This is a genomic window from Micromonospora sp. NPDC047465 (assembly GCF_040643125.1).
Lineage (GTDB): Bacteria > Actinomycetota > Actinomycetes > Mycobacteriales > Micromonosporaceae > Micromonospora.
This window is the reverse complement of sequence record NZ_JBEYTP010000004.1, coordinates 237390-262622: the sequence shown is the minus strand read 5'-3', so window position 1 is coordinate 262622 and position 25233 is coordinate 237390. Positions and strand designations below refer to the sequence as shown.

Below are 25233 nucleotides of genomic sequence, written 5' to 3'. Positions count from 1 at the left end.
GTGCCAGCCGTCAGGCGCCGACGAGGTCGTAGCCGGCCTCGTCGACGGCGGCGCGCACGGTGTCGGTGTCCAGTGGGCTTTCGCTGGTGACGGTGACCCGCCCGGTGGCGAGGTCGACCTGGACGTCGCTGACGCCCGGGATGGCGCCGACCTCGGCGCTGACCGAGCTGACGCAGTGCCCGCAGGTCATGCCCTGCACCTGGTACGTCGTGGTGACCATCGAACTCTCCTCTCGACACCTCCAGCATATACCCCCCAGGGGTAATGAGGAGGCGAACGGATGCCTGCTCGGCGTACCAATACCCGGTGGGGGTATCGGACACCGACGACAGTACCATACCCCCGAGGGGTACGCTATCCTGGATCGCATGACCACACCGACGCCCGCCCCGACCAGGGGCTACACCGCCAGCAAGGACCAGTTGCTCGCGCGGCTGCGCCGCGTCGAGGGGCAGGTCCGCGGCATCGAGAAGATGGTCGACGACGACCGCTACTGCATCGACGTGCTCACGCAGATCTCCGCGATCCAGGCCGCCCTGGACAAGGTCGCCCTCGGCCTGCTCGACGGGCACGCCCGACACTGCATGCACGAAGGGGCGACCGAGGGCCGGGCCGACGAGATGGCCACCGAGATGATGGCCGCCGTCGGCCGCCTCATGAAGCGCGGCTGACCCGGCCGGCAGCGCCCCGGCGCTCGCACGGTGCGAGCGCCGGGGCGGCCCGGGTCAGAGCCGGCCGAGGATCTTCTCCATCGTGTCGATCTCGGCCTGCTGGGTGGTGACGATCTGCTGGGCCAGGGCCTTGGCCTCCGCGTTCACGCCCCGGGCCAGCTCGTCCCGGGCCATGGTGACGGCGCCCTCGTGGTGAGCGATCATCATGGTCAGGAACTGCCGGTCGAACTCCCGCCCGGAGGCCGCCGCCAGCTTCTTCATGTCGGCGTCGGACATCATGCCGGGCATGCCGTGGTCCATGTGCGGCGTCTCGGCGCCGGGCGACGGCACCGGCCGCCCCCAGGCCGACAACCAGCCGCTCATGGTGGCGATCTCGGGCGCCTGGGCGGCCTTGATCTCCCCGGCGAGCCGCTTGACCTCCGGGTCCGCCGCCCGCGTGGCGGCCAGCTCCGCCATCTCCACCGCCTGCCGGTGGTGCGGAATCATCATCTGGGCGAACATCGCGTCGGCGTCGCCGAAGGCGGTCGCGCCGGACGCGGTGGCCGCCGGCCCGCTGGTGGCGGGCGTGCCGTGCCCCGCGCCCGGGGACGAGTGCCCGTCGCCGCCGCAGGCGGTCAGGACCAGGGCGGCGGTGACGGTGGCGCCGGCCAGGGCGGCACGGCGCGCAATGGTACGAGTGGTCACGTTTGGGCCTTTCGGTGTCAAAACGTACGCAGCAGGACGGGGGACGCGGACCGGCTGACCGGGCCGCGCCGGGGGGCGTCCTATCTGCGCAGCACCGAGACCGTGGCGAGCCGCAGGCCGACCGGCCGGGACGGCGGGGCACGGGGCGACCGGGCCGGCCCGCCCGACCCCTGGCCCGCCAGGCCGGCGGCCTGTACGCCGGCCTGCAGCAGCACGGCGAGCAGCAGCGGGGCGGCGAGCGCGCCCAGCACCGCCAGGCACACGCCCCACCAGGGCAGCTCGCCGCCCGCCCCGCCGGACGGGAGGAACCGCTCGTGCGGGCAGTCGCCCGCGCAGCCCACGACGCCGGACAGCGCCGCCGGGACGACGTACGCGGTGGCGGGGTCCTGACCGAGCGGCGCGGCGGTGTCGTGGCGGGGCGGCGCGGCGGTGACCTGACGGAGCGGCGCAACGGTGTCGTGCCGGGGCGGCGCCGGCGACGCGCCGTCGTGCGCACCGGCCGCGGCAACGGCGTGCGCGGAGACCTCGGCGGGATGGCCCACGGCGTGCGAGCCGTGGCCGAGGGTGTGCATCGCGGCCAGGCCGAACAGCGTGCCGACGAGCAGCAGCAGCCGGGCCCATCGCCCCGCCGTCACCGTCGCCGCCGCCCGCACACCGACCACGGTAGCCCCCGGGGCCGGTGCGTCCGGGGGCGACCGGCGCACCCGACGACGAATCCGCCCCGGACGAGACCGCCAGGTCGGCCACCACGGGACGGTCGACCGGCGGCACCCGGACGGTGACCGGGTTGCCGGACGGGACGGCCCGCGGCCGACACCAGCCCTCACGACCTGCGGCCGGATGTCGGGATGGCTACCATTCGGCCGGTGGCCCTCCGCACTCCGCGCCGTCCGCACCGCCGCCCCGACCGGGCGACGGTGTCGAGCGACCGCGACCGGCCGGTCCGGGCCGTCGCGGCGCGTGACCGGCCCGCCACGCCAGGGCGATCCGCCGCGGCGGTCACCCGGGCACGCCGAACCGACCGGCTCGCCGGCACGTACCCCGCCCTGGATTCGTTGGGAGACACTCGATGGGCGCCGACCACACCCGTCCCGCACCGTCCGCCCCGCCGGGGGTGCGGCGGATCCTCGTCGCGACGGTGGTGCCCCTGTTCGTCGCCACCCTGATCGCGGCCCTGCTGCTCTGGCCGTGGGACGCCCCGGACGCCGCGCCCGGCACCGATCCGCCCCGCCACCACGGCACGGTGACCCGGGTGGTGACGGAGCCGTGCCCGCCCACCCCGGAGGCGCCGGAGGGCGCCCCGGGCGCCGCGGAGGGCCCCTGCGGCACCGTGACCGTGCGCGTCGACGACGGCCCCGACGCCGGTCAGCAGGTGGAGACGCCCGTACCGGCAGGGCCGGGGGCGCCGACGGTCGCGGTCGGCGACGAGATCGTCCTGGTCCAGCTCACCGATCCCGCCGACCCCTCGGCGAGCGCCTACAACATCGCCGAACACCAGCGCGGCAAGCCGCTGCTCTGGCTGGTGGTGCTGTTCGCCGCCGCGATCGTCGCGTTCGGGCGGTGGCGGGGGCTCGCGGCGCTGGCCGGCCTGGCGGCAAGCTTCGCCATCCTGCTGACCTTCGTGCTGCCCGGCATCAGCGCCGGCAGCCCACCGCTGCTGGTCGCGGTCGTCGGCGCGGCACTGATCATGTTCGTGGTGCTCTACCTGACGCACGGGGTGACCGCGCAGACCTCGGTCGCCGTGCTCGGCACGCTGGGCAGCCTGGTCCTGACGGGCGTACTCGGCACGATCGCCACCGCGGCGACCCACCTGACCGGGTTCGGCAGCGAGGACGCCACCACGCTGTCGATGTTCCAGGCCGACGTCGACCTGCACGGCCTGCTGCTCGCCGGGATCATCATCGGCTCGCTCGGCGTGCTCGACGACGTCACCGTGACGCAGGCCGCGACGGTCACCGAGCTGGCGCACGCCAACCCGGGGCTGTCCCGGATGCAGCTGTACCGGGCGGCGACCCGGGTCGGCCGCGCGCACATCGCCTCGACGGTGAACACCATCGTGCTGGCGTACGCCGGGGCCTCGCTGCCGGTGCTGCTCCTGCTGACCGCCGACTCCCGGGCGGTGAGCCAGATCCTGACCAGCGAGTTCCTGGCCCAGGAGATCGTCCGCAGCGCGGTCGCCACCCTGGGCCTGATCGCCGCCGTGCCGCTGACCACCGGGCTCGCGGCCGTGGTGACCACGGCCGGCCGGCGCGGCGGCGAGTCAGCCGACCGCGGCGCACCCCCGACGCCGCCGGCTCCCCGGCCGGCGGCCGACCGCTCCGAGGCGCTGGAGGCCCTCAGCGGGCTGCGCGCCGGAAACGCCCCCTCCGCCGCCCCCGCCGCGTGGCCCGACCGCGACGGGAGCACGGACACCGCATGGTGAAACTCCTCAGCGTGACCGATCAGGACGTCCCGCCTGATAAACGCGTCACTGGTCACCCTCCGCCGCTACGAAATAACGCATTTAGTCGGCTTAGGGACGTAGATCCCCGGCAGGGCTCTCGGGTAACCTCGCTGCCGGTCACCGCCGAAGGCGCGCAGCGGCGCCTGCGGTGCCGCCGCCCAATCGCCGCCAGGCGAGCCGGGGACCCAGGTACGTGGGGTGAATCCGCGACAGCGGTAGGGGCCACTTCCGCCCCGAACCCGTCAGCTAACCCGGTCGGCGGTCGACGGAAGGGAAAAATGTGACGGCACCCCTACGCCGCTGGTTGACCCCTGTGGTGGCCGTGATCGCCGCCCTGGCCGTCTTCGCCGGGCCCCTCCCGGCGGCGGCCGCACCCACCCCACCGCCCCAGCCCTCCGGCCACGGGGACGACGAGCCCAAGCTGCTCAACGACTTGATCGAGGCGCGGAACCGCAACTACGTCCAGGCCAAGGCGAAGCTCGCGAAGTCGAAGAAGCGCCAACTGGAACTGGCCCTGGAGGTCGACCGGGCGCAGGCCGACCTGGCAGCGCTGGCCCCACAGGTGAGCCAGATCGCCGCCCAGTCCTACCGGACCGGGCGGATCGGCGCGGTGTCGATGCTGCTGGACACCGCCAGCCCCGACTCGTTCGTCAAGCGCGCCGCCGCCCTCGACGAGCTGAACCTGGTCAACTCCAAGAAGCTCGCCGAGGTGAACGCGGTCAAGAACCGCGCCGAGCAGGCCAAGCTGGCACTCGACGCCGAGGTTCGCGAGCAGACGAAGCTGACCAACGAGATGGCCCGCGGCAAGCGCGAGGCGGAGAAGGCGCTCGCACTGGTCGGCGGCAGGGGCCTGACCAGCGGCAAGGTGGTCGCCACCTCGCCGGTGGCCCGGATGGCACCGGGTCGTACTGCCGACGGCGACTGGAAGCCCTTGTCCTGCACCGAGAACGACCCCACCACCTCCGGCTGCATCACCGCACGCACGCTGCACATGTACAAGGAGGTCAAGCGGGCCGGCTTCAACCGCTTCGTCGGCTGTTACCGCTCCGGCGGGCCGTACGAGCATCCGAAGGGCCGGGCCTGCGACTGGTCGCTGCAGCGGAGCGGCTTCTCGCCCTGGCACAACGACGACACCTACATGTACGGCAACAACCTGACCGCGTTCCTGGTTCGCAACGCCGACCGGCTCGGCATCTACTACGTGATCTGGAACCGGCAGATCTGGTTCCCGGCGACCGGCTGGAAGTCCTACAGCGGCCCGTCGAACCATACGGACCACGTGCACGTGTCGCTGCTCTGACCGCAGCCAACGACAGGGCCGCCCCGCAGTCGCGGGGCGGCCCTGTCGGCGTCTGTCGCCGTGTCGGGTCCACGGCCCGTGGTCGCCCGTGGCCCTGCCGGCGTCCGTGGCCCTGCCGGCGTCCGTGGCCCTGCCGGCGTCCGTGGCCCTCGTCGGCGGGCGTCTGTAGCCCTCGTCGGCGGGCGCTTGTGGCCCTCGTGAGCGGGCGTCGGGCGGCCGGGCCGGGCCGGGCGAGCGCGGGAACCGGTCAGGCGAGGGCGGCGCTGGCGGCCGGCTGTGCCCCGTCGACCGCGCCCGGCCCGGTGGGCGCGGCGGCGACCCCCCGAGCCTCGCCGGGTACGGCGGTGACCGCCCGCGCCTCGCCGGCGGCCAGCCGGTACGACATGCCCACGACGGCGCAGCGCCCGGCGGCCACCTCGGCGGCGAGCACGGCCGACCTGTCCAGCATCGCCTCGACGGTCTGCGCGATGTGGATGTCGACGATCCGGTCGATGTCGTCCACGCCCTCGGCGGCGGCGCGGCGCAGGCTGGGCACCACGGCGTCCACCACGGCGCACAGGTGCCCGGCCGGGGGCGTGCCGGTGGTGTCCGCCGCGCGGGCCGCCTGGACGGCCCCGCAGGAGTCGTGCCCGAGGACCACCACCAGCGGCGTGCGCAGGACCGTCACGGCGTACTCGACGCTGCCCAGCACCTCGGGGCCGACCGTGTGCCCGGCGGTGCGCACCACGAAGAGGTCGCCGAGGCCGCGGTCAAAGATGATCTCCGCAGCGAGCCGGGAGTCGGAGCAGCCGACGATCACCGCGAACGGGTGCTGCCCGTCCGCGACCGCGGCACGATGCCCGGCGTCCTGGTTGGGGTGGCGTGGGGTGCCGGTGACGAACCGGCGGTTGCCGGCCTGCAACTCGGCGAACGCCTGCTCCGGGTCGCCGGGAGTGGGGAGCGCGTCCCGCACGGCGGTCGAGCCCCCCGGTGCCGGCTCCGACGGATTCCACTCCGGGCCCGGCTGCCCGCCGGGAGATCCGGGACGACTCATCTCCCTCACCTCGCCCCTCACGTGAACGACCTGGTCATCCCGGCCGACGCTGGACGCGGGCAGTCCCCACGGTCACACGCACTCGAAGGTACGTCAAGGGATGCGTGATATGCATTTCATATGTTCGCGCCCGGCTGCGGACGTCGGGCGGGCCTCCCGCACGAGGGCGCGGCGGAAACCCGAAAGGCGCGCCATACGATGACGACATGGCGACGACAGGGGAGAACGGGAGCACCCGGAACTGGACGTTCCTCACGAACCACGGGCACGTGCTGCTCGCCATCGCCCGCAACCCCACCGCCCGGCTGCGCGACGTCGCGGACGAGGTGGGCGTCACCGAACGGGCCGCCCAGGCGATCGTCGCCGACCTGGAGGCCGGCGGCTACCTGAACCGCACCCGGGTGGGCCGGCGCAACGAGTACACGATCAACCCTGCCGGGCGGTTCCGGCACCCCGCCGAGGCCGACCGGCAGGTGGGCGACCTGCTCGCCCTCTTCACCGACAAGACGCCCGAGAGCGCCGACCGCCCCTGACGCCGGAGGCGGCGGCCACCGCCGCCGACGCGCGACGGTAATCTCACCGCGTGCGCGAGAGTTTCCGACCGGGCGGGACCGAGCCGGCCCGCCGTCCTGGGCGCGGCGCCCGCGCCGTCCTCTGTGGAGCAGCCGCGGTCCTGCTCGGCACCGCCGTCGTCGCCCCGTCGCCCGCCGCAGCGGCAGTCCCCCGCTGCGGCCCTGCCGGCGAGGCCGCTCCCGCCGAGAAACCGTGGCCGATGCACCGGCTCGAACCGGAGTCGGCCTGGCGGCTCTCCCGGGGCGCCGGCGTCACCGTCGCGGTCATCGACTCCGGCGTCTCGGCCAGCCACCCCGTCCTGCAGGGCCAGGTCAAGGTGGGCCGGGACTTCAACGGCCTGTCGCAGCAGCAGGGCCGCTGCGACGAGGCCGGGCACGGCACGATCATCGCCGGCATCATCGCCGGGCGGGATGACACCGGCGGGCCGTTCACCGGCATCGCGCCGCAGGCCAAGATCCTTCCGATACGCGTCCTGCTGGACACCAAGATCACCCGCGACGAGGGCCTGCCCGGGCAGATCGCCGAGGCGATCGAGTACGCGGTGCGAAACGGCGCCGACGTGATCAACCTGTCGCTGACGACCCTGGACACGGAGCGACTCAAGTCGGCCGTCAACTACGCCCTCGACCAGGGCGTCGTCGTGGTGGCCGCCGCCGGCAACCGGCAGGAGAACCAGCAGGACCGTGCCAAGTTTCCGGCCGCGTACGACGGCGTGATCGCGGTCGCCGGGGTGGACGAGCAGGGCGGGCACGTGGGCAGTTCGGTGGCCGGGGACTACGTCTCCATCGCGGCGCCCGGGCTGAACATCCTCGGTCCCGCGCCCGGCGGCACGGGCTACCTGTTCCTGCCGCAGGGCGGCACCAGCTTCGCCGCCGCGTACGTCTCCGGGGTGGCCGCGCTGGTCCGGGCCGCCCACCCGAACCTCACTCCGGCTCAGGTGAAGGATCGGCTGATCCGGACGGCCGACAGCCCGCCGGAGGGACGGAACGCCGAGGTCGGCCACGGCGTGGTGAACCCGTACCGGGCGGTGGCGAGCCTGCTCGGCACCCGTAGCGACCCGCCGGCCGGCGCGATGCCGCCGCCGCCCCCCACCACGGACCCGCTGGCCTGGCAGGGCACCGTCGCGGTGTGGGTCGCCGCCGTCGGCGCGCTCCTCGCCACGCTGCTGCTGGCCGTCAAGCCGATCCTGATCCGCGGCCGGCGCCGGGGCTGGCGCCCGGGCCGCCGCCCGGCCGGGCCCGACACCGCCCCCACCGCCTGACGCCGACACCCGACGGCGGAACGGGAGCGGGCGGAGTACCGGACCCGGCCGCGGCGGAGACGGCCCACGTCGCCGGTCGACGGCGCGGAGGATGCCGGACAGCGCCGAGCGCCGCCCACCACGTCAGGTGGACGGCGCTCGGCAGGACGATGTCAGCGCAGGATGCCGGGCGTGCCGCCGCCGTCCGCGCCCCAGACGTCCTCGTCCTCCTCCAGCCAGGTGTTGCGGGGAAGCTCCTCCTCGCCGTAGCCGGCGCCGCCGGCGCCACCCATCCCGGCGATGCCGGCACCGCGTACGCCGACGCCCTTGGCACCCGCGCGACCGCCGCCACGGCCGGCGTTGCCGGCCGCGCCGCCGCCCATCATCGGCCCCATACCGCCCGCGCCGAGCTTGCCGGCGCCGAGCTTGCCGCCCCGGCCGCCGCCGCCCCTGTTGGCGCCGGCCGCGCCGCCGCCCATCATGGGCATCATGTTGGGGGTCACCGGGCGGCCGAGCGAGCCGCCGCCCGGGATCGGGCCGCCGCCGCCCAACCCACCACCGCCGCCGCCCAAGCCACCGGAGCCGAGACCCGAGGTCCCCGGCAGCCCGCCGCCGCCGAGGCCGGGCGTGCTCGGGGCGGCACCGGCCAGACCGCTGCCGTAGTCGTCGGGGAGGCTGTCGGTGCTCGGCGTGTAACCGCCGCTCGGGTCGTAGCCGCCACCGGTGAGGTCGGGGTGCGTGCTGGAGCCGATCCCCGTGTTCCCCGTGCCGGGCATGTCGGCCGAGTTGAGCGACGGCGTGCCGCCCATGCCCGGCATGCCGCCGGTGGAGGGCATCCCGCCCATGCCCGGCACCTTGCCGGTGCTGCCGGCGCCGGGGCCACCGCCGAGGTTCGGGGTCTCCACCTCCGGCGACTGGCTGATGCTCGGGGTGGTCTGGCCGGGCGTGCCCGAGTCGATCGTCGTGTACTCGCCGCTGACCTGGTTGTAGACCTTGGCCGCTTCCTCGGACTTGTCGTTGATCCAGTCCGCGAGCGAGGTGAGTGGGTCGAGCAGGCCGAGGAAGTCGGGCTTGACCTTCATCTCGAAGAAGCCGGTGCTGATCACGAGGCGGCCGTTGCGCGCCTCCAGCACGTCGTTGACGCAGCTCGCGGGAATGGGGAACTCGGCCTGCGCGGCGCTCAGCTTGTCGGCCGCGTCATTGAGCGACCGTACGATGCCGTTCTGGCTCTCGGCGTCCTCGACGATCCGGCCCGCGTTCTTCGCGATCTGCTCGACGTGGGTCTTGAAGGAGTCGTACGCCGGCCCCTTCCACACCTCACCCAGATCCTTGACGTTCTTCTCCAGGCTCTCCTTGACGGAGTTCAGGTTCTTCAGCAGTTGGTCCCAGCCCAGCGCGGCACTGGCGACGTCGCCCGGCCGGCCCGCGATCACGACCTGCTGGCACATCTCTTCCCAGCTCGGCATCCTGTCACCCTCCCCGTTCAGCCGTTGGATCCGCTGGTGGAGGCTTCGCTGAAGGCGCGCTCCATCTCGGCCGCGGACATGGCGTTGGCCTTCTCCGCCGTCTCGTAGTTCTCCTTGACCTCACGCAGCGCGTTCGCCGCCTTGTAGAGGTCCTGGGCGAGCGTGCGGACGTTCTGCTGCGTGCTGGTGAACAGGCTGGAGTGCTTGCGGGCAAGGTCCCCGGCCCGGTCGAAGCCGCCGAGCGGGCTCGATCCACCGCCACCCACGGCATTCACGCCGGCGCCGCCGGTGGTGCCGCCCATCTTGTCCTGGATCTCGACCATGGTGTACGACTGCTTGTTCAGGAAGGAGGCGTGCGACTCGAGCCACTCGATGGCGCTGTCCAGGCTGGACGCGTCCCACTCGGTGTTGTCGCCGCTCTCGCCCGCCCCCGGCACCAAGCCGGAGGGCGTCTGCGCCCGGTTGACGTTGTCCATCGTGATGCCGCTGATGTGCACGGTGGGTGCCAGCGGGGTGATGGGCATGTAGGGGGTGTCCACCCGGATCTCGTCCGGCTGCTCCGTCCTGTCCACCCGTGGGCTCGTCCGGTCTTCCGTCATCGGTTCCTCCCCGTCGCCGACTGACAATCTGGCTTACTGCTGGTGCCCGCCGGGAGCCGGCGGAGGTGGCGGTGCCGTCGGCGCGGCGCCCGGCGGCGACCAGGCGCCCGCCTGGGGTGCCGGAGGCACGCCGTACGGGTGGGGCCCGCCGGGCGGCGTCGGGCCGTACCCGGACGGGGGGCCCGCCTGGGTCGGCATCCCCGTCGATACGCCGCCGGGCGGCGGATACCCCGGCGGGCCGACCTGCGGGTTGGCGGGTGGCATCCCCGGTGCGCCGCCGGGCGGCGGGTAGCCGGGGGGTGGCGGGTAACCGGGCGGGCCCGACTGTGGACCGCCGGGCGGCGCGAACCCGGGCGGGCCGGCGGGCGTCGGCTTCCGCCGGGACCGGCGCACCAGCACGATCACGAGGATCAGCAGGGCGAGGGGAACAGCCAGGCAGAGCCCCGCCTGGATGAGCGCACCGGTGCCCTTCTTCATGCTGATCGACACGGCCGGCCCGTCGTCCTCCGCCGGGTCGGCCGCGCCCGCGGAGGGGCCGGCTGACGGGCCGGCACCGGTCGCGGCACCGGCGAGCAGTGGGTTCGCGTCCACCGCCGGCACGGAACGGGTCAACGCGGCGAGCGGGTCGACCGCGCCGAAGCCGTACTGGCTGTCGCGGCCGGCCGGGCCCTTGTCGCGGGCGGTGCGGATCAGCCGGTTCACCACGTTGGCCGCGTCGAGGTCCGGGAACTTCGCGCGGACCAGCGCCGCCACACCGGACGTGATGGCGGCGGCGTCGCTGGTGCCGCTGCCGAGGCCGTAGCCGTTGGGCGAGACCGACTTCGGCCGGGGGGAGATGATGTCCTCCATCGGCGCGGCGAGCACGGCCGCCTGGCCGGTGACGCTCTCCGCGAAGAACCCACCACTCTTCGCCAGACCGGTCACGGCGATGACGCCGGGGATGTTCGCCGGGCTGGTGACGGTGCGGTCGTTCTGCTTGGTGTTGCCGGCGGAGGCGACCAGGACCACGTCCTTGTCCAGGGCGTACCGGACGGCCGCACTCAGATCGGACGGCGCCGCCACACCAGTCCCGACGGACAGGTTGATCACATCAGCCCCGGCATCGGCCGCCCACCGGATGCCATCCGCGATGTCCCCGGAGTCGAAGGGCCTGCCGAGGGCAACGGGCAGGATCCGGGCCTCCGGCGCGATGCCGAGGTGCCGCATCGCGCCGCCACCTGCGCGCGAGGCGATGATGCCCGACATCGACGTGCCGTGGGCCTTCTCCTTGTCGTCGTCCCGCCGGCCGTCGGAAGCGGTCGCGGAGCCCACACCCTTGCCCGGGAGGACCTGGCCGCGCAGGTCGGGGAGGCTCGCGTCGACGCCGCTGTCGACGACCGCGACGGTGACGCCCTTGCCCTTGGTGATCTTGTGGGCCTGCGGGATCTTCAGCGTGTCCAGGTACCACTGGAGGCTGCGCACGGTGTTGGCGTGTGCCGGAGCCGGCGCGACCAGCGGTCCGGTCCCGGCGCCGACGGCCAACGCCACCGCTGCGACGGCCACCCTGAGCAACGGCCGCGAAGGCTTCCCCGTACGCATGACTCCCCCAGGACCTATCGGCGCACAACGCGTCGCGGCTCCGGCCCGGTCGAACCGGACCGGAGCCGCGTCGGCGTTTGTGTCAGTTCCACGCCTTGGCGTTGCTCATCTCGGTGCTGACGTAGTTCTCGCGGGCGATGCCCACCGCGCCACCGATCTCGTTCAGGATCTTGTTGATGTCCCGAACGGCGGCGTCCCACTGCGCCTGGTGCTGCTCGTACGCGGCGCGGTCCTCACCGTCCCACTGGAGCTTCGACAGCATCGAACGCAGCGTGTCCAGCTTCTCGTCGATGGTCCGCGAGATGGCCTGCATCTGCTGGTTGCTGCTCTCGAGGACCGCGTAGTCGACCTTGATGCTCATGAGTTCCTCCCCTGCTCGTCTCGGCGGATCACGGGTTGAGTGCAGAGTGGAACTTGTCCAGCATCTGCTGCTGCTCTTCGTCGTTGACCTGGTGCGTCGTACCCGACTTGTCGAGCAGGTCGGCGATGTTGTCCATCGCCGTCAGCAGCTTGGCCGTGTCCTCGTTCCAGCGCACCATCAGCGACTGGAAGCCAGTGGACGCCTGTCCCTTCCAGGCGATGGCCAGGTCGTCGACCACGTTCCACAGCTTCTTCAGCTCGCCGTCGACCTCGCTGCGCGTGGACCGCACGTCACTCGCGGCGGTATGTAGAGTCGCTGCTTCGACCTCGAACGCCATGCTTCACACCCTTCCGTCATCTTGTGGCGGCGCAAGTGCCGCGCCCCTCCCCCGCGGCAAGGCAAATCACCCCACCGACGGACACTCCTGCGGAAGACCGTAGCGGACGTCGTCCAGTCCGCGCAGCCCTCCCCCGGGCGGCACCGACGGCCGCCCGGAAACCCGTTCCCCTTACGAGGAACGGAAGTACGAGCGGACGTGCATCACCAGACCCACCACGAACATGACGACCAGCATCACTACCAGGGTCCACTGCAGTCCGTCGTCCGCGAGGGTGCCGAGAGCCGCCGCGAACGCGGCCACGCTACTGAGCAGAACGATCTCCGCCGCCCGCCGGACCGGACGCGAGCGGGTCAACTGCGCGACCAGCCCGAGCACGACGAAGACCGGGATGGCGACCAAGGCGTACCCGAACAAGACTCCCTGCCACACGGTGCCGTCCACCTTCCGTTCGGCCGCTCAGGCCGCGTAGAACCCCGAATCCTGCACCCAGTCGATCTTGACGTCCTTGATGTCGGGATCGGGCCCCGAGGCGAAGCCCGGCTTGGACTCGGCGGTGAACTGGTGCACGTCGGCCCCCCGGTAGGAACTCGCGATGGTGGAGAGCACCGACCCGATGTCCTGGAAGACCAGCGCGATGATCGCCATGCTGGCGGTGAGGCCGGCCACGCCGATCGCGTTCGCCAGCGGGATGGTCGGCGGGAACGCCTGGAGCGCCACGGCCGCGATCACCGCGATCAGGATCGTCGTCAACACGGTGACCAGCGCGTCGATCACGGCGTTGTAGTGGTCCTGGAGGCCCTGCAAGGCGTCCTTGTTCGCGTTGAGCGCCTCGGCGAGAGCCGCGACCTCCATGTTGAGCTGCTGCACGAACTTGTCGAACGCCTCGCGGTCCTCGAAGTTCCACTCCTCGGCGGACGGCGGCACACTTTCCATCGCCTTGCCGAACTGGTCACCGCCGAGATAGGTGGCCGCGTCGCCCCAGTTCTTGATGGCCTTGGAGATCTCTTCGTTGTCGAAGGACTCGAGGTGAACGATGGCGACGATGAGGACGCCGGCGCCGACCAGCCAGACCCAGTTGGCGCGGGCTGCGCCGGCCAGGGTACGCACCGGCGCGGTCTGCGCCGCGACACTGTGCGTCCCCACCACCGAACCCGAGGAATTGGCGATCAGGATCTCCGGCATCAGAGCCTCCCTGCGTTCTGCGCCTGCCGGGTCACTTGACCACCCAGGGCTGGTCCGACTTCTCCCAGTTGCTTGCGGTCTTCTCGAGGTTGTCGGCGGCCTTCTGGAGGTGCTCGACACCCTTGCTCAGGTTGTCGACGTGCTCGTCGATCACCGCGTTGTGCCTGTTCACGGCACCGATGCCCAGGATGGTCATGGACAGACCGGAGAGCTTGACCTCGTCCAGCTTCTCCTTCGCGTTCCGCAGGAACGCCTTCGGGCCATCCTCGGCGGCGAGCTTCTTCGCGGCGCCCCGGATCGCGCCGACATCGACCTTGTTCGCCACTGTCCTCCCCTTCGTCGTCAGCCGCGCAGCCGGCGCAGCGGGTCGTTGATGTCCACCCCGAAGTGGCGGAACCACTCCTCCGGAGTGACCTTCCCCGCCTCGGCCCGCCGGACCAGGTCCGCGCCGCCGACCATCTCCTCCACCAGCTCGCGCTGCCGCTCGGCGTGCGCGGCGTAGGCGGCGTCGATCGCGGCCTGGAGCGACTCGGCCAGGCCGAAGCTGTCCAGCCGCATGGCGCGGGGGTTGAGCTGGATGTCGCCGACCTTCATGTCGCCGTCGACGGTGACCTGGACCAGGCCGTCCGGGCTCTCCCCGGTGACCCGCAGCTCGGCGCGCTGCTGCTGGAAGTCCGCCAGCCGACGCTGCTGCTCCTGCGCCTGCCGCAGGAGCCCCTCGAGACCGGCCGCTCCCGCGCCGCCGGGCATCCACGATGTACTCAACACGGTCCTCTCGTCGGCTGCGACGCTCGTGCCGCAGGCTACCGGATGCGATCACCCCCGGCCGACCCCGCAGCCGGCCGGCTCGTCAGATGGGCTCGGACCAGGCGGTCTGGATGAGCTGCTGGCCGTCCCGACGGCGCACCAGGGTGCCCCGGCCCGGCGGCTGGGGGCTCGGCCGCAACGTGCCGAAGACCGCGCCCTCCTCCCGGTTGCCGGACATCAGCAGGCCGGGCTGGTCCAGCTCGCGCAGGCGCTGCAGGACCGGCTCGTAGAGGGCCCGGGCGATGCCGCCCACGCGTCGGGTGATGATCAGGTGCAGGCCGATGTCGCGGGCCTGGGGCAGCAGCTCGTGCAGGGCGCTGAGCGGGTTGTTGCCGCCCGAGGCGACCAGGTCGTAGTCGTCGACCAGGACGTAGAGGTCCGGCCCCTTCCACCAGCTCCGGTCGCGCAGCTGCGCGGTGGTGACGTCCGGGCCGGGCAGCCGGTTGGACAGCGCGCTGCGGATCGAGCCGAGCCCCTGCGCGAACACCTGGTTCGAGGGCGCGTAGTCGAGCAGGTGGTCCCCCTCGACGGCGCCGAGCAGGCCACGCCGGTAGTCGGCGATGACCAGCCGGGCCTGCGCCGGCGTGTACCGCTCGGTGATGCCCCGCGCGATGAGCCGCAGCACGTTGGTCTTGCCGCACTCGGCGTCGCCGAAGACCGTCAGGTGCGGCTCGTTGACGAGGTCGAGGTAGACCGGGGCCAGCGCCGACTCGTTGACGCCGATGGGCAGGCCCGGCGCCGACCGGTCGACGACCCGGGCCAGCTCGCTGACGGGCAGCTTGCGCGGCAGCAGCCGCACCCTCGGGGCCGGCCGGCCGGGCCAGGCCGACGCGACCTGCTTGGACAGGGCGACGGACGCCTCGGTCAGGTCGTCGATGTCGCGGCGCCCGTCGATCCGGGAGATGGCGGTGAGGAAGTGCAGCTTGTCGCGGGTCAGACCGCGACCGGGCGACCCGGTCGGGACGTTCGCCGCCGCCCGCCGGTCGATCTCCGACTCGTTCGGGTCACCGAGGCGCAGCTCCAGCTTCGTGCCGAGCAGGTCCCGCATGTTGATCCGGATCTCCGCCCACCGCACGGCCGTCAGCACCACGTGCACGCCGAAGCCCAGGCCCCGGTTGGCGAGGGTCGTGATGGTCTGCTCCAGCTCCTCGTACTCCTGGCGCAGCGTGTTCCAGCCGTCGACGACGAGGAAGACGTCGCCGAACGGGTCGTCGGCGAACTCGCCGGCCGCCCGGCGGCGGCGGTAGCTGGCCACCGAGTCGATGCCGTGCTGGGCGAACCGGGCCTCACGGTCGTCGAGGACGGCCACCACCTCGGCCACGGTGCGGCGCACCGCCTCGGTGTCCCGCCGGCCGGCCACGCCGGCCATGTGGGGCAGCGCGTCCAGGCTGCGCAGCGCGCCACCACCGAAGTCGAGGCAGAAGAACTGCACCTCGCGCGGAGTGTGGGTGAGCGCGAGCGACGCGAGCATGGAGCGCAGCATGGTGCTCTTGCCGCTCAGCGATGCGCCGACGATCACCACGTTGCCGCCGGCGCCGGCGAGGTTCACCAACATCGGGTCACGGCGCTGCTCGTACGGCCGGTCCACGATGCCGATCGGAGCGGCGAGCTGCCCGCGGCCGCGCCACGAGGCGGTGCAGAGGCCGTACTTCGGGTCGGCGGTGAGCGGCGGGAGCAGCTCGCCCAGCCCGGGCGGCTCGGCCAGTGGCGGCAGCCAGACCTGGTGCGCGGGGCGGCCCCGCCCCTTGAGCCGGTCGATCAGCACGTCGAGCATCGCCACGGCCTTGCCCTCGCCGCTCTGCTCCGGCTCGGGCTCGGTCGGCGCCGGCAGGGTCGGGTTCTGCACCGGCACGAAGTCCACCCCGTACCGGACGATCCGGCGCTGCACCATCGCCCGCGACGACGCGACGGCCTGCCCCGGCGCCCGGTACGGCCCGGACACGTACGCGGCCCGGAACCGCAGCATGGTGCTGGTGTCGGTCTTCAGGTAGCCGTGGCCGGGCGCGCTGGGCAGCTCGTACGCGTCGGGCACGCCGAGCACGATCCGGCTTTCCACCGCCGAGAAGGTCCGCAGACCGATCCGGTACGACAGGTGGGTGTCCAGGCCGCGCAGCTTGCCCTCCTCCAGCCGCTGGCTGGCCAGCAGCAGGTGCACGCCGAGCGACCGGCCGAGCCGGCCGATCATCACGAAGAGATCGATGAAGTCGGGCTTGGCGGCGAGCATCTCGCTGAACTCGTCGCAGATGATCAGCAGGCTGGGCATCGGATCCAGCGGTTCGCCGGCCGCCCGGGCCTTCTCGTAGTCGTAGCGGGAGACGTAGTTGCCGGCGGCCCGCAGCACCTCCTGGCGGCGGTTCATCTCGCCGGCCAGCGCGTCCCGCATCCGGTCGACCAGCGGCAGTTCGTCCGCCAGGTTGGTGATCACCGCGCTGGTGTGCGGCAGCGCCTCCAGCGAGGCGAAGGTGGCACCACCCTTGAAGTCCACCAGGACGAAGTTCAGTTCCTCGGAGGAGTGCGTCACGGCCAGCGCGCCGACGATCGTCCGCAGCAGCTCGCTCTTGCCGGAACCGGTCGCGCCGATCACCAGGCCGTGCGGGCCCATGCCCTCGTGCGCGGACTCCTTGAAGTCCAGCTCGACCACGTTGCCGTCGGGCCCGACGCCCAGCGGGATCCGCAGCCGGTCCCGTTGGCTGCGCGGGCGCCAGGTCTGCTGCACGTCGACCGCGGCGGCGTCGCCGACACCGAGCAGGTCGGGCAGCTCCATGCTGCGCGCCAGTGGCTCGTCCGACGTGGTCTGCTGCTGCGAGAGCCGGTACGGGGCGATCTGCCGGGCCAGCCCCTCGGCGGCGGCCTCGTCGAGCCGGTCCGGCGTGCCGAGGCGGGACGAGGACGTGCCGCGCACCAGGTCGAGGGAGGTGCCGTCGCCCACGTCGAGGCAGAGCAGCCAGCGGCCCGCGTCCCGGGGCACGGTGCCGGAGAGGTCGATCACGGTCGCGCCGAGCAGGCCCGGCCCCATGAGCTGGCAGGTCGCCGAGACCTCACCGCCGTCGATCACCACGACGAGGTGCGCCGCGGTGGTCAGCGGCTTCGCCTCGGGGGCGAACCGGGGCCGGCCGGCCAGGTCGCCGGCGAGCGCCTCCTCGGCCTCGGCGAGGCTGGCGAAGACCATCCGGCGGGCGCCCGCCGCGTCCGTCCGGGCGCTGTGGTGGTTGTGCGGCAGCCACTTGACCCAGTCCCAGGACGGCTGCCGGTCCGGGGCGGCCACGATCGCGATGACCAGGTCGTCCGGGGCGTGGAAGGTGGCCAGCTGGCCCAGGGCGGCCCGGGTCAGGTCGAGCACCGGCGCCCGGTCGCCGCGCAGCACCACCCGGCTGAACGCCCGCACCGAGAGCGCGGTCGGCAGGTCCGGCACGGTCGAGTGGGCGCGGACGAAGCGGCGCAGCGCGATGGCGCTCATCGGCTCCAGGTCCTCGACCGGCTTGGTCTCCGGCGGGACGATCTCCACGGCGAGGCGCTGCGGGCCGGTGGCGATCCGGGTCTCGCCGAAGTCGTCCTCGGTGATCCGGCGCTCCCACAGGCGGCGGGAGGCGGCGATCGACCAGAGCGCGTCCGGCTCCGGGTGCCGCCAGGCCATCGCCGCCCGCTGCTGCTCGGCCGCGCGCCGGGTGCGTTTGCGCATCTGCGCCAGGTAGCGCATGTAGTCGCGCCGCTCGGCGTTCAGCTCGGCCTTGTCGTCGTTGCCGTGGCTGAGCGACCCGATCGCCATGCCCAGCATCGAGACGCCGAAGAGGCCGCCGGCGATGTACGTCATCGTGCCGCCGCCCCGGCCCGCGTAGAGGAACGCCATCGCGCCCACGCCGCAGACCATGGGCAGGATCATCAGCAGCTGCCCCATCCCGCGTGGGGTCGGTTCGGGCAGCTCCGGAGGCGATTCCAGCACCACCTCGCCTCGCGGCAGCGCAGGCCCCGGCTGACGCGGGAGCCGGCGGAACACCACCGTGCTCACGGCTGTCTCCTCCCCAGAAGCGGCCCTGATGAAGTTTTGTGCGGGACCGGAGTCGTCGGGTGGGCATCGTACGTGCCCGCCATCGTAGGTAATCTCCCGTGGGCGTCAGGAACCCATGCGTCGGTACCGCCGGCCAGGGGCGATCGTAGAAGAGCGCGAGGAGGCCATGTGGCGACGAAGACGGCGACCGGCGGCCTGAGCCGGATCACCATCGTGGCGCCCCGTACCCGGATGGACCTCGCGCTACCGTCGGACGTACCGCTCGCCGACCTGCTGCCCACCCTGCTGCGCTACGCGGGTGAGGACCTGGCCGACGAGGGCGTCCGGCACGGCGGCTGGAGTCTGGCCCGGCTCGGCGGGCAGCCGCTGGACGGCGGTCGCACCCCGGCCCAGCTCGGCATCCGCGACGGCGAGGTGCTCTACTTCAACCCGCGGTCCGCCTCCGCACCGGAGATCGTCTTCGACGACGTCGTCGACGCGGTGGCCACCGCCACCAACCAGCGCCCGGGCGCGTGGCAGGTCGGCACCACCCGGTCCTTCGCGGTGCTGTTCGCCGCGGCGGCGCTCGGCGCCGGCGCGGTGGCGGCGCTCTTCACCGGGCCGCCGCACCTCCCGGGCGCGCTGGCCGCGCTGGTCGTCGCGGTCGCCCTGGTGGTCACCGCCGCCGTGCTGTCCCGGGCCGCCGCCGACAGCGCCACCGGGTCGGTGCTCGGGGTCGTCGGCCTGGCGTACGCGGGCGTCGGCGGCCTGCTGCTGCTCGCCGGCGACCGCCCGTTGACGGAACTGGCCGCCCCGCACGTGCTCCTCGCCGCCACGGCGGTGGTGCTCTGCGCCGCGGTGGCCGCGCTGGCCGTCGGCGACCGGCTCCCGCTGTTCTTCGGCGCCGTCGGGGTCGGCGCCGCCACGGGCATCGGCGCGCTGCTCAGCCTCGTGTTCGAGAAGGTCGACGCGCCGGAAGCCGCCGCGGTCGTCGCGGCGATCGCGTTCGGCGCGGTGCCGGCCCTGCCGATGGCGGCCTACCGGCTGGCCCGGCTGCCCGTCCCGTCCATCCCGACCGGCCCCGACGACCTGAAGTCCGACACCGAGTCGGTGGACGGCCGGCGGGTGCTCCAGCTCAGCGAGCGGGCCGACGAGTTCCTCACCGGCCTGCTCTGGACGGTGTCGCTGCTGGTGCTCGGCGCCCAGGTGATCCTCGCGTTCGACGGCCGGCTCGCCGCGGTGCTGCTCTGCCTCGTGCTGGCCCTGCTGTCGCTGCTGCGCGCGCGGCCGTTCCTCGGCCGGGCCCAGCGCACCCCGGTGCTGTTCGCCGGCACCGCGGGCCTCGGCCTGACCGCAGCGGCCACGTTCGGCAACGGCTCGACGGGTGTACGCCTCGGCCTGGTCCTCGGCGGCCTGGTGCTCGCGGCCGTGGTGAGCCTCATCTACGGGCTCACCGTGGCCGGCAAGCGGATCTCCCCGGTCTGGGGCCGGCTGCTCGACATCGTGGAGATCCTGCTGATCATCGCGCTGGTGCCGCTGGCGGTCTGGGTCGTCGGCCTCTACGGCTGGATCGTCAACCTCCGCCCCTGACCCACCTGCGACACCCGCGGAACCAACCTTCTCGTCGGCCCCGACCCTTCACCCGGGCGGGTCAGGCGGCCGGGTCGAGGGTGGTGACGACGGTGGCGACCGGGGCGGTGGCGTACACGCCGGGGCCGTGCTGGCCGTCCACCGGGCGGGTCGGCGCGCCGGCCCGGCGCGCCACCTCCCGCACCGCCTTGACCAGCGCCTCCACGTGGTTGTCCAGCGCCGCCACGCGGAGCAGGGGCGGGGCGACCCGCCCGCCCGGCAGCACCACGGCGGCCAGCGTGTGCGACGGGGCGGACGTCGCCGTCACCGCGTCCACCAGCGGGCCGAACGGTGCGTCGCCCCGGGGCCGCAGCGCCAGGCAGCGTTGCGTCCAGCCGCCGCCGCGCAGCCCGGTCCAGGTCTCCGCCTGCGGGGTCGGTGCCAGGTCCAGCCCGGCTCCCGAGACGACCGCCGCGCGCAGCTCGTCGCGGCCGAGCGGCCGGTGGACGAGCCCGGCCGCGGTCAGCGCCTTGCCCAGCCGCCCGATCCCGGCGGCCAGCGTGCGGTGCACCCCGGGCATCCCGCCGCCCCGGGTGACCGTCTCGACGCGGGCGTCCCGCACGGAGAGCCGCAGCGCCACCCAGACCGTCCGGTGGGCCGCCGGCGGCGCCCCCGGCGCCGGGTACCAGACCAGGGTGTGCGAGACCACCTGGGCCCGGGTGACCGGGCCGGTGAAGTCGGTGAGCACGCGCAGCGCCCGGTCCACGACACCCGCCTCGACCGAGCCGGCGGGGGCCCCCGCGCGGCCCTGCACCGCCACCGCGGCGAACCAGCCGTGCGCGTCCTGTCCGATGCCGAGCCGGGTGCCCCGGTCAGTGAGTTCAATCACATTCAGCTCGGGGGCCAGCGCCGCCAGCCGTGGATCCGCCGCGCGGCCGGCCGTGACCGTGCTCCTGGCGGCCTCCCGGCGCCGGCCCAGCCGCCGGCGCAGCAGCAGGTCCTCGTACCACCAGCGGCCACCCCGGCGGGCGAAGGCCGCGATCACGACCACCACCGACAGCAACGCCACGGCGCCGGCGAGCCAGGGCGGCCCGCCCAGCGCCGCCCAGACGGCCAGGGCGCAGAGTTCCAGCAGCACGAGCTGGCCCACGGCCACCGGCCCGATGCGACCGCGGCCGCGCCGGTCGGCCGGGATCACCGGCCGCTGGGCGACGCCGGACGGCTGTGGTGCCGGACGACCGGGTGGCGCCTGAACCTGCGTCATCGCTGACAGTCCTCTCTGGACGGCGGAGCGTCCGCCGGATCGGGTCGGGCGCTGGTCCCGGTGACCCGTCGACGGCCCCTTATCGTAGGGAAGCCCGCGACACCGACTCGGACCTGCTCGTCGCGGACCCACCCCCGCCGGAGGTAAGTCATGCGGACCCGCCGCGATCAGGTGCAGGCGTACCGCTTCGTCACCCGCCGGATCGTCTCGGCGCTTTTGTCGGGCGACCCGGAGACCAGCAACCTGCCGATGCGGCGGCTCGGCATGGCGGTCTTCGGCAGCGTGATCGCCGCCGCGGTGGTGCTCGGCGGCGTCGGCGCGTACGGGCAGTTCACCGGCAACACGGCGCCGCTGGAGCCGAACACCCTGGTGATCGAGCGGGAGACCGGGGCGACGTACGTGTTCGTGGACGGGCAACTGCACCCCACGCTCAACTACACCTCGGCCCGTCTGATCATCAACGAGCCGGCACCGCAGGTGCGCACGATGTCCCAGGCCTCGATCCGCGAGCGGCCCCGCGGCCGTACGGTCGGCATCGTCGGCGCCCCGGACGCGCTGCCGGACCGGAAGTCGCTGACCGGCCTGCCCTGGTCCGTGTGCGACGTGCCCGACCCGGCCGACCCCCGCCGCTCCGGCAGCACCCAGGTCGTGATCAACCGTCCGCTCCCGGGCGGGGTGCCGCTCGGCGACCGCGCGGTGCTGGTGGAGGTCGACGGCCAGCGGCACCTGCTCACCGGGAACGCCCGGTTGCAGGTGACGGGCGGCGACTCCGCGCTCGCCGCGCTGCGGATGGCCAACGCGCCCCGCCTCCCCGTGGGCCAGCAACTGCTCAACGCCGTGCCGGCCGGGCCGATCCTGCGCAAGCCCGCCATCGCGGGCGAGGACGAGGCCAGCACCCGGACCGAGCGCCCGGCCAAGGTGGGCCAGGTGTTCCGGGCGGCGGGGCAGCACTACGTGCTCACCCGGGAGGGCCTCAGCGCGATCGGCGAGCTCAGCGCGCTGCTGCTGCTGCGCGACGGCGGCCAGGTCACCGACATCACCCCCGCGCAGGCCGGCAAGCTGCTGACCGACCAGCGGGTGGAGGAGTCGGGGATGCCGCAGGCCCTGCCCGCGCTGCACCAGGTCAGTCTGGGCCGGACGGCGATCTGCGCGACCTACCGGGACGGGGTCAACGGCGGTCCGCCCACCACCACGCTGGAGGTCTTCGACCGCGCACCGCAGGAACTGGTCGCGGCCGTTCCGGTGCGGCAGACCGGGCGCGACGGCGTGCGTACCGCCGAGGCCGTGCTGCTGCCCGGCGGCAAGGGCGTGCTCGTGCAGGCCACTCCGGGGTCCGGCGAGAGCGGCACGGCCGCCGCCGGGGCCACCGTCTACCTGATCAGCGCCCAGGGGGTCCGCTACCCGCTCGGCATCGGCGCCATGAGCGCGCTCGGCTACGAGGGGTCCAAGCCGCTGGCCGTACCCGCGTCGCTGTTGGCCCTCGTGCCCACCGGGCCGACCCTGTCGCGGGACGAGGCGCTCGCCCACTTCTCGCCCGGCACCCCGCCGTCGGCCAGGCCGGCGGCCTCCTCGGGCGGGGCGGCGAAGTCGTCGGGCAGTCCGACGTCGAGCCCGTCTGGCGGGTCGGCGGAGTCGTCCGGGAGGCCGTCGTCGGGCGGGTCCACCGAGCCGTCCGGCGGGCCGTCGTCGGGGGCGTCGGCCTCGCCCGACCCGGCCGCCTCCTCGCCGGGCGCGGGCGACTGAGCCCGGACGCGACGGATCGGTACACCCGGCGGGTCGCCCGACTCGCGCCGGTCGACTAACCTGTGCGTGCCAACGGTTTATCGACGATGACGTACGGGGATGCTGCCATGACGGGGCGCACGACAGTCGACCTGATGTCCCTGGAGGACTTCCAGCAGAAGTTGGCCGACCGGCTGACCGAAGCGGAGAAGGCGTTGCGGAAGCTGCGCACCGAGATGCAGTGCCGGCCGCCGGCGCTGGGCTCGTTCGCCGACGCGACCGAGAACGCCCGTCGCTATTCCGAGATCTACCAGTCCTATGTGGACCAGGTCGATCGGCTGCGCGAGGCGGTGAAGGCGTCCCAGAGCGCGACCGCGACGATCCTGTCCAACTACCGCACCACCGAGGAGCGCAACGCGGCCAACGCCGCCGACATCGAGGCCGCGCTGGCCGGGGTCGACGACGCGCTGAAGCGGGAGGGGGAGCCGCGTGTCTGAGTACACCCAGCGCTACCAGCACGTCAGCCACCAGCAGCTCTACGACGGCGTGATGGCCGGCCAGCCGGGCCAGATCGACGGCATCGCCGCCCAGTGGACGTCCCTCAAGGGCATCCTCGACGGGCTCGTCAAGGAGCTCGACGGCGACCTCGACAAGCTGGCCAACACGTGGACGGGTTCGGCCTCGCAGGAGTTCCAGCGCCGGCTCGCCCTGGTCAGCGACTACGCCGGCAAGCTCGGCGAGGGCATGGCCGACGTCAGCCGGGGGCTGACGCTGATGGCCGCCGACCTGCGCACCGCCCGCGAGCAGGCGGAGAGCCCGGCCGAGACCGACGACCACGACAAGGCGCTCTCCGGCGCGGCCAAGGGCGCCGTCTTCGGCGTGCCGGGCGTCCTGGTCGGCGGGCTGCTCGGCCACCAGCAGGACAAGGCCGAGCAGGAGAAGGCGCACCAGCGCATGGTCAAGGTGGTGGCCGAGCTGGCCGCCGGCTACGACCTGTCGGCGTACGGTCGCCTGGTCCCGCCGCCGCCGCCGGACCCGGACATCCCCGGCACCACCCAGAACAACTCCGTCACGGTGCCGCGCCTCGGCCCGGGATCCACCACGCCGACGGCCGCGCCGACCAGCAGTGGTCTCGCGGGGCAACCGGGCGGCGCCACCATCGCGGCCCCCGACCGGCCGTCCTCCGGGCCGGAGACCGGCTCCGGCCAGGGCTCCCCGGCGCCGGGCGGCAGCGGGCAGCCGGGCACCGGCACGACCGGCGGCGTGCCGGGCGGCGTCGGTGCCGGCACCTCCCTCGCCGGGGCCGCGCTGCTGACCGGCGCGACGGCCGGCACGACCGGCCTGACCGGGCCGGGCGGCACCGCGACGGCCTCGGCCAACCCTGGCCTGAACTTCGGCCCCCAGGGCGGCACGCCGGCCGGCGGTCTGGTCGGCACCGGCGCCCTCGCCGGGTCGGGCACCGCGCCGAGCACGGCGGCCCGGCCCGCGGGCGGCACCCCCGTGGCGGAAAACCGAGCGGCCACCGGGATGGGGCGGCGCTTCGACGCCGCGCGTCAGGGCACGGCCGGTGCCGGCAACCAGGCGGCCACCGGGGCGGGACGGCCGGGCGCGGGCCGGGCCGCGAACCGGCCCGGCATCCTGGGTGCCCGCCAGGGCCAGCACGACGACGACGCCGCCGACGGCCGGCTGACCTGGCTGACCGAGGACGACATGGTTTGGCGGGACGGCGCGGACGCCGCCCCGCCGGTGCTCGGCACCGACGGCTGACAGCACGACGACGGCCCATCCGGCGGGAGGCTTCCCCGGGTGGGCCGTCGCACGTCCGGCGGCCGGCGCCTGCCCACCCCGGCCCGGACTGCGCCCCGGGTTCGACCAGCACCTCCACAGGGGACGGCGTGGCGTCGGTCACCGAACCGGCGTGGCCGCCGCGCTGCGCCGGCCGCTCGCGGGGGATAGGTTGGAACGGTGCCGTTCGTAGCGCCCGCCGACCCGTTCTGGTCGGTCACGCTGCGCTCCCTGCGCGAGCTGACCCGGCTGGCGGTCGCCGCGCTGGTGCTCGCCGTCGGCCTCGGCGGCGTGACCGCCGCACCGGCACCCCCCGCCCCCGCTCTCGGCCCGGCCGCCGCGGGCGCCCCCGCCGCCGTCGGTGTCCCGGTCGAGCAGCCGCTTCCGGGCCGCGCCCCGGCCGCCGAGCGCGTGGTCGACGCGGCCACCCCGCCGGCCGTCCGCCGGGCCGTCGTCCCGGCCGAGACCAGCGTCGAGGCGATCGTCCGCCGGGACGTTCCGGCCCGCGACCCCGGCCGGGGGGTGCCCGCCCGGCGCGGTCCACCCACCGCCTGACCCGTCGGCCACCGGGCCTCTCCGAGGCATCGGCCCACCACGGACCGCCCGCGCGCCGCGCGAGGCCCGTCCGGCC

25 protein-coding genes and 1 riboswitch are annotated in these 25233 nt (G+C 74.0%); of the genes, 10 read left to right on the top strand and 15 right to left on the bottom strand.

Translation table 11 applies throughout. The annotated features are described in order from the left end of the window. Positions 1-10 precede the first annotated feature (10 nt). Complete coding sequence (locus ABZ793_RS06895) at positions 11-220, bottom strand: cation transporter (RefSeq protein WP_350701626.1); 210 nt, start codon at positions 218-220, stop codon at positions 11-13. A gap of 148 nt (positions 221-368) precedes the next feature. Here ABZ793_RS06895 and ABZ793_RS06890 point away from each other — a divergent pair, with 148 nt between their 5' ends. Further along, entirely contained in the window at positions 369-671 is a 303-nt protein-coding gene (locus ABZ793_RS06890) for a metal-sensitive transcriptional regulator (protein ID WP_357453051.1), read from the top strand. A 54-nt stretch (positions 672-725) separates the two neighbouring features. On the opposite strand, the gene ABZ793_RS06885 is transcribed toward ABZ793_RS06890, so the two are convergent. Next, positions 726-1355: a DUF305 domain-containing protein gene (locus tag ABZ793_RS06885; RefSeq protein WP_357453049.1), complete on the bottom strand. Its 630-nt coding sequence runs from the start codon at positions 1353-1355 to the stop codon at positions 726-728. Positions 1356-1435: 80 nt separating this feature from the next. After that, positions 1436-2008, bottom strand: coding sequence for a hypothetical protein (locus ABZ793_RS06880; RefSeq protein WP_357453046.1), 573 nt, complete (start codon positions 2006-2008; stop codon positions 1436-1438). Positions 2009-2424: 416 nt separating this feature from the next. On the opposite strand from ABZ793_RS06880, the gene ABZ793_RS06875 reads away from it, so the two are divergent. Together ABZ793_RS06875 and ABZ793_RS06870 are read left to right on the top strand one after the other, a co-directional pair. Continuing rightward, positions 2425-3777: a YibE/F family protein gene (locus tag ABZ793_RS06875; RefSeq protein WP_357453043.1), complete on the top strand. Its 1353-nt coding sequence runs from the start codon at positions 2425-2427 to the stop codon at positions 3775-3777. 166 nt (positions 3778-3943) lie between these two features. Further along, positions 3944-4075: riboswitch (cyclic di-AMP (ydaO/yuaA leader) on the top strand. A gap of 3 nt (positions 4076-4078) precedes the next feature. Further along, positions 4079-5098 carry a hypothetical protein gene (locus tag ABZ793_RS06870; protein WP_357453040.1) on the top strand — a complete coding sequence of 340 codons (1020 nt, stop codon included), beginning with the start codon at positions 4079-4081 and terminating at the stop codon, positions 5096-5098. A gap of 247 nt (positions 5099-5345) precedes the next feature. Here the strand turns inward: ABZ793_RS06870 and ABZ793_RS06865 are convergent, their stop codons facing one another. Then, on the bottom strand, positions 5346-6131 hold the full coding sequence (locus tag ABZ793_RS06865; protein WP_357453037.1) for a carbonic anhydrase: 786 nt from the start codon (positions 6129-6131) through the stop codon (positions 5346-5348). Between the two features lie 206 nt (positions 6132-6337). Here ABZ793_RS06865 and ABZ793_RS06860 point away from each other — a divergent pair, with 206 nt between their 5' ends. Both ABZ793_RS06860 and mycP read left to right on the top strand, forming a co-directional pair. Then, positions 6338-6664 carry a MarR family winged helix-turn-helix transcriptional regulator gene (locus ABZ793_RS06860; protein ID WP_357453034.1) on the top strand — a complete coding sequence of 109 codons (327 nt, stop codon included), beginning with the start codon at positions 6338-6340 and terminating at the stop codon, positions 6662-6664. Between the two features lie 50 nt (positions 6665-6714). After that, positions 6715-7965 (top strand): type VII secretion-associated serine protease mycosin, encoded by a 1251-nt coding sequence (gene mycP, locus ABZ793_RS06855; protein ID WP_357453031.1) that lies wholly within the window; start codon positions 6715-6717, stop codon positions 7963-7965. Positions 7966-8117: 152 nt separating this feature from the next. On the opposite strand, the gene ABZ793_RS06850 is transcribed toward mycP, so the two are convergent. The 10 genes from ABZ793_RS06850 to eccCa form a co-directional block, all read right to left on the bottom strand. Continuing rightward, complete coding sequence (locus ABZ793_RS06850; RefSeq protein ID WP_357453028.1) at positions 8118-9410, bottom strand: hypothetical protein; 1293 nt, start codon at positions 9408-9410, stop codon at positions 8118-8120. Positions 9411-9427: 17 nt separating this feature from the next. Next, positions 9428-10009 (bottom strand): hypothetical protein, encoded by a 582-nt coding sequence (locus ABZ793_RS06845; protein ID WP_357453025.1) that lies wholly within the window; start codon positions 10007-10009, stop codon positions 9428-9430. A 33-nt stretch (positions 10010-10042) separates the two neighbouring features. Next, positions 10043-11551 (bottom strand): S8 family serine peptidase, encoded by a 1509-nt coding sequence (locus ABZ793_RS06840; protein WP_357453022.1) that lies wholly within the window; start codon positions 11549-11551, stop codon positions 10043-10045. A gap of 118 nt (positions 11552-11669) precedes the next feature. Next, a complete protein-coding gene (locus ABZ793_RS06835) occupies positions 11670-11948 on the bottom strand; it encodes a WXG100 family type VII secretion target (protein WP_350701645.1) in 279 nt (92 codons plus the stop codon). 28 nt (positions 11949-11976) lie between these two features. Continuing rightward, on the bottom strand, positions 11977-12285 hold the full coding sequence (locus ABZ793_RS06830; protein ID WP_357453018.1) for a WXG100 family type VII secretion target: 309 nt from the start codon (positions 12283-12285) through the stop codon (positions 11977-11979). Positions 12286-12456: 171 nt separating this feature from the next. Continuing rightward, the gene (locus ABZ793_RS06825; protein ID WP_357453015.1) at positions 12457-12717 is read right to left on the bottom strand and encodes a hypothetical protein; all 261 of its coding nucleotides are present in this window, start codon (positions 12715-12717) and stop codon (positions 12457-12459) included. Between the two features lie 27 nt (positions 12718-12744). After that, positions 12745-13470 (bottom strand): hypothetical protein, encoded by a 726-nt coding sequence (locus tag ABZ793_RS06820; protein ID WP_357453013.1) that lies wholly within the window; start codon positions 13468-13470, stop codon positions 12745-12747. A gap of 31 nt (positions 13471-13501) precedes the next feature. Continuing rightward, positions 13502-13795 (bottom strand): hypothetical protein, encoded by a 294-nt coding sequence (locus ABZ793_RS06815; protein ID WP_357453010.1) that lies wholly within the window; start codon positions 13793-13795, stop codon positions 13502-13504. A 17-nt stretch (positions 13796-13812) separates the two neighbouring features. Beyond that, positions 13813-14238: a YbaB/EbfC family nucleoid-associated protein gene (locus ABZ793_RS06810; RefSeq protein ID WP_357453007.1), complete on the bottom strand. Its 426-nt coding sequence runs from the start codon at positions 14236-14238 to the stop codon at positions 13813-13815. Between the two features lie 82 nt (positions 14239-14320). Next, positions 14321-18283 carry a type VII secretion protein EccCa gene (gene eccCa, locus ABZ793_RS06805; protein WP_357453004.1) on the bottom strand — a complete coding sequence of 1321 codons (3963 nt, stop codon included), beginning with the start codon at positions 18281-18283 and terminating at the stop codon, positions 14321-14323. Between the two features lie 168 nt (positions 18284-18451). On the opposite strand from eccCa, the gene eccD reads away from it, so the two are divergent. After that, the gene (gene eccD, locus ABZ793_RS06800) at positions 18452-19852 is read left to right on the top strand and encodes a type VII secretion integral membrane protein EccD (RefSeq protein WP_357453001.1); all 1401 of its coding nucleotides are present in this window, start codon (positions 18452-18454) and stop codon (positions 19850-19852) included. 61 nt (positions 19853-19913) lie between these two features. Here eccD and ABZ793_RS06795 read toward each other — a convergent pair whose 3' ends face one another. Continuing rightward, entirely contained in the window at positions 19914-21095 is a 1182-nt protein-coding gene (locus tag ABZ793_RS06795; RefSeq protein ID WP_357452998.1) for a type VII secretion protein EccE, read from the bottom strand. 150 nt (positions 21096-21245) lie between these two features. Here ABZ793_RS06795 and eccB point away from each other — a divergent pair, with 150 nt between their 5' ends. The 4 genes from eccB (at position 21246) to ABZ793_RS06775 (ending at position 25157) form a co-directional block, all read left to right on the top strand. Continuing rightward, positions 21246-22838, top strand: coding sequence for a type VII secretion protein EccB (gene eccB, locus ABZ793_RS06790; protein ID WP_357452995.1), 1593 nt, complete (start codon positions 21246-21248; stop codon positions 22836-22838). Positions 22839-22945: 107 nt separating this feature from the next. After that, entirely contained in the window at positions 22946-23314 is a 369-nt protein-coding gene (locus ABZ793_RS06785) for a hypothetical protein (RefSeq protein ID WP_357452992.1), read from the top strand. Then, positions 23307-24584: a WXG100 family type VII secretion target gene (locus tag ABZ793_RS06780; RefSeq protein ID WP_357452989.1), complete on the top strand. Its 1278-nt coding sequence runs from the start codon at positions 23307-23309 to the stop codon at positions 24582-24584. The genes ABZ793_RS06785 and ABZ793_RS06780 overlap by 8 nt, the downstream gene beginning before the upstream one ends. 198 nt (positions 24585-24782) lie before the next feature. Beyond that, entirely contained in the window at positions 24783-25157 is a 375-nt protein-coding gene (locus ABZ793_RS06775; protein ID WP_357452986.1) for a hypothetical protein, read from the top strand. Positions 25158-25233 lie beyond the last annotated feature (76 nt).

Coding starts and splice junctions, on each gene's coding strand:
- ABZ793_RS06895 (WP_350701626.1), bottom strand. CDS start 220: ATGGTCACCACGACGTACCAGGTGCAGGGCATGACCTGCGGGCACTGC.
- ABZ793_RS06890 (WP_357453051.1), top strand. CDS start 369: ATGACCACACCGACGCCCGCCCCGACCAGGGGCTACACCGCCAGCAAG.
- ABZ793_RS06875 (WP_357453043.1), top strand. CDS start 2,425: ATGGGCGCCGACCACACCCGTCCCGCACCGTCCGCCCCGCCGGGGGTG.
- ABZ793_RS06865 (WP_357453037.1), bottom strand. CDS start 6,131: ATGAGTCGTCCCGGATCTCCCGGCGGGCAGCCGGGCCCGGAGTGGAAT.
- ABZ793_RS06860 (WP_357453034.1), top strand. CDS start 6,338: ATGGCGACGACAGGGGAGAACGGGAGCACCCGGAACTGGACGTTCCTC.
- ABZ793_RS06850 (WP_357453028.1), bottom strand. CDS start 9,410: ATGCCGAGCTGGGAAGAGATGTGCCAGCAGGTCGTGATCGCGGGCCGG.
- ABZ793_RS06845 (WP_357453025.1), bottom strand. CDS start 10,009: ATGACGGAAGACCGGACGAGCCCACGGGTGGACAGGACGGAGCAGCCG.
- ABZ793_RS06835 (WP_350701645.1), bottom strand. CDS start 11,948: ATGAGCATCAAGGTCGACTACGCGGTCCTCGAGAGCAGCAACCAGCAG.
- ABZ793_RS06830 (WP_357453018.1), bottom strand. CDS start 12,285: ATGGCGTTCGAGGTCGAAGCAGCGACTCTACATACCGCCGCGAGTGAC.
- ABZ793_RS06820 (WP_357453013.1), bottom strand. CDS start 13,470: ATGCCGGAGATCCTGATCGCCAATTCCTCGGGTTCGGTGGTGGGGACG.
- ABZ793_RS06795 (WP_357452998.1), bottom strand. CDS start 21,095: ATGACGCAGGTTCAGGCGCCACCCGGTCGTCCGGCACCACAGCCGTCC.
- eccB (WP_357452995.1), top strand. CDS start 21,246: ATGCGGACCCGCCGCGATCAGGTGCAGGCGTACCGCTTCGTCACCCGC.
- ABZ793_RS06785 (WP_357452992.1), top strand. CDS start 22,946: ATGACGGGGCGCACGACAGTCGACCTGATGTCCCTGGAGGACTTCCAG.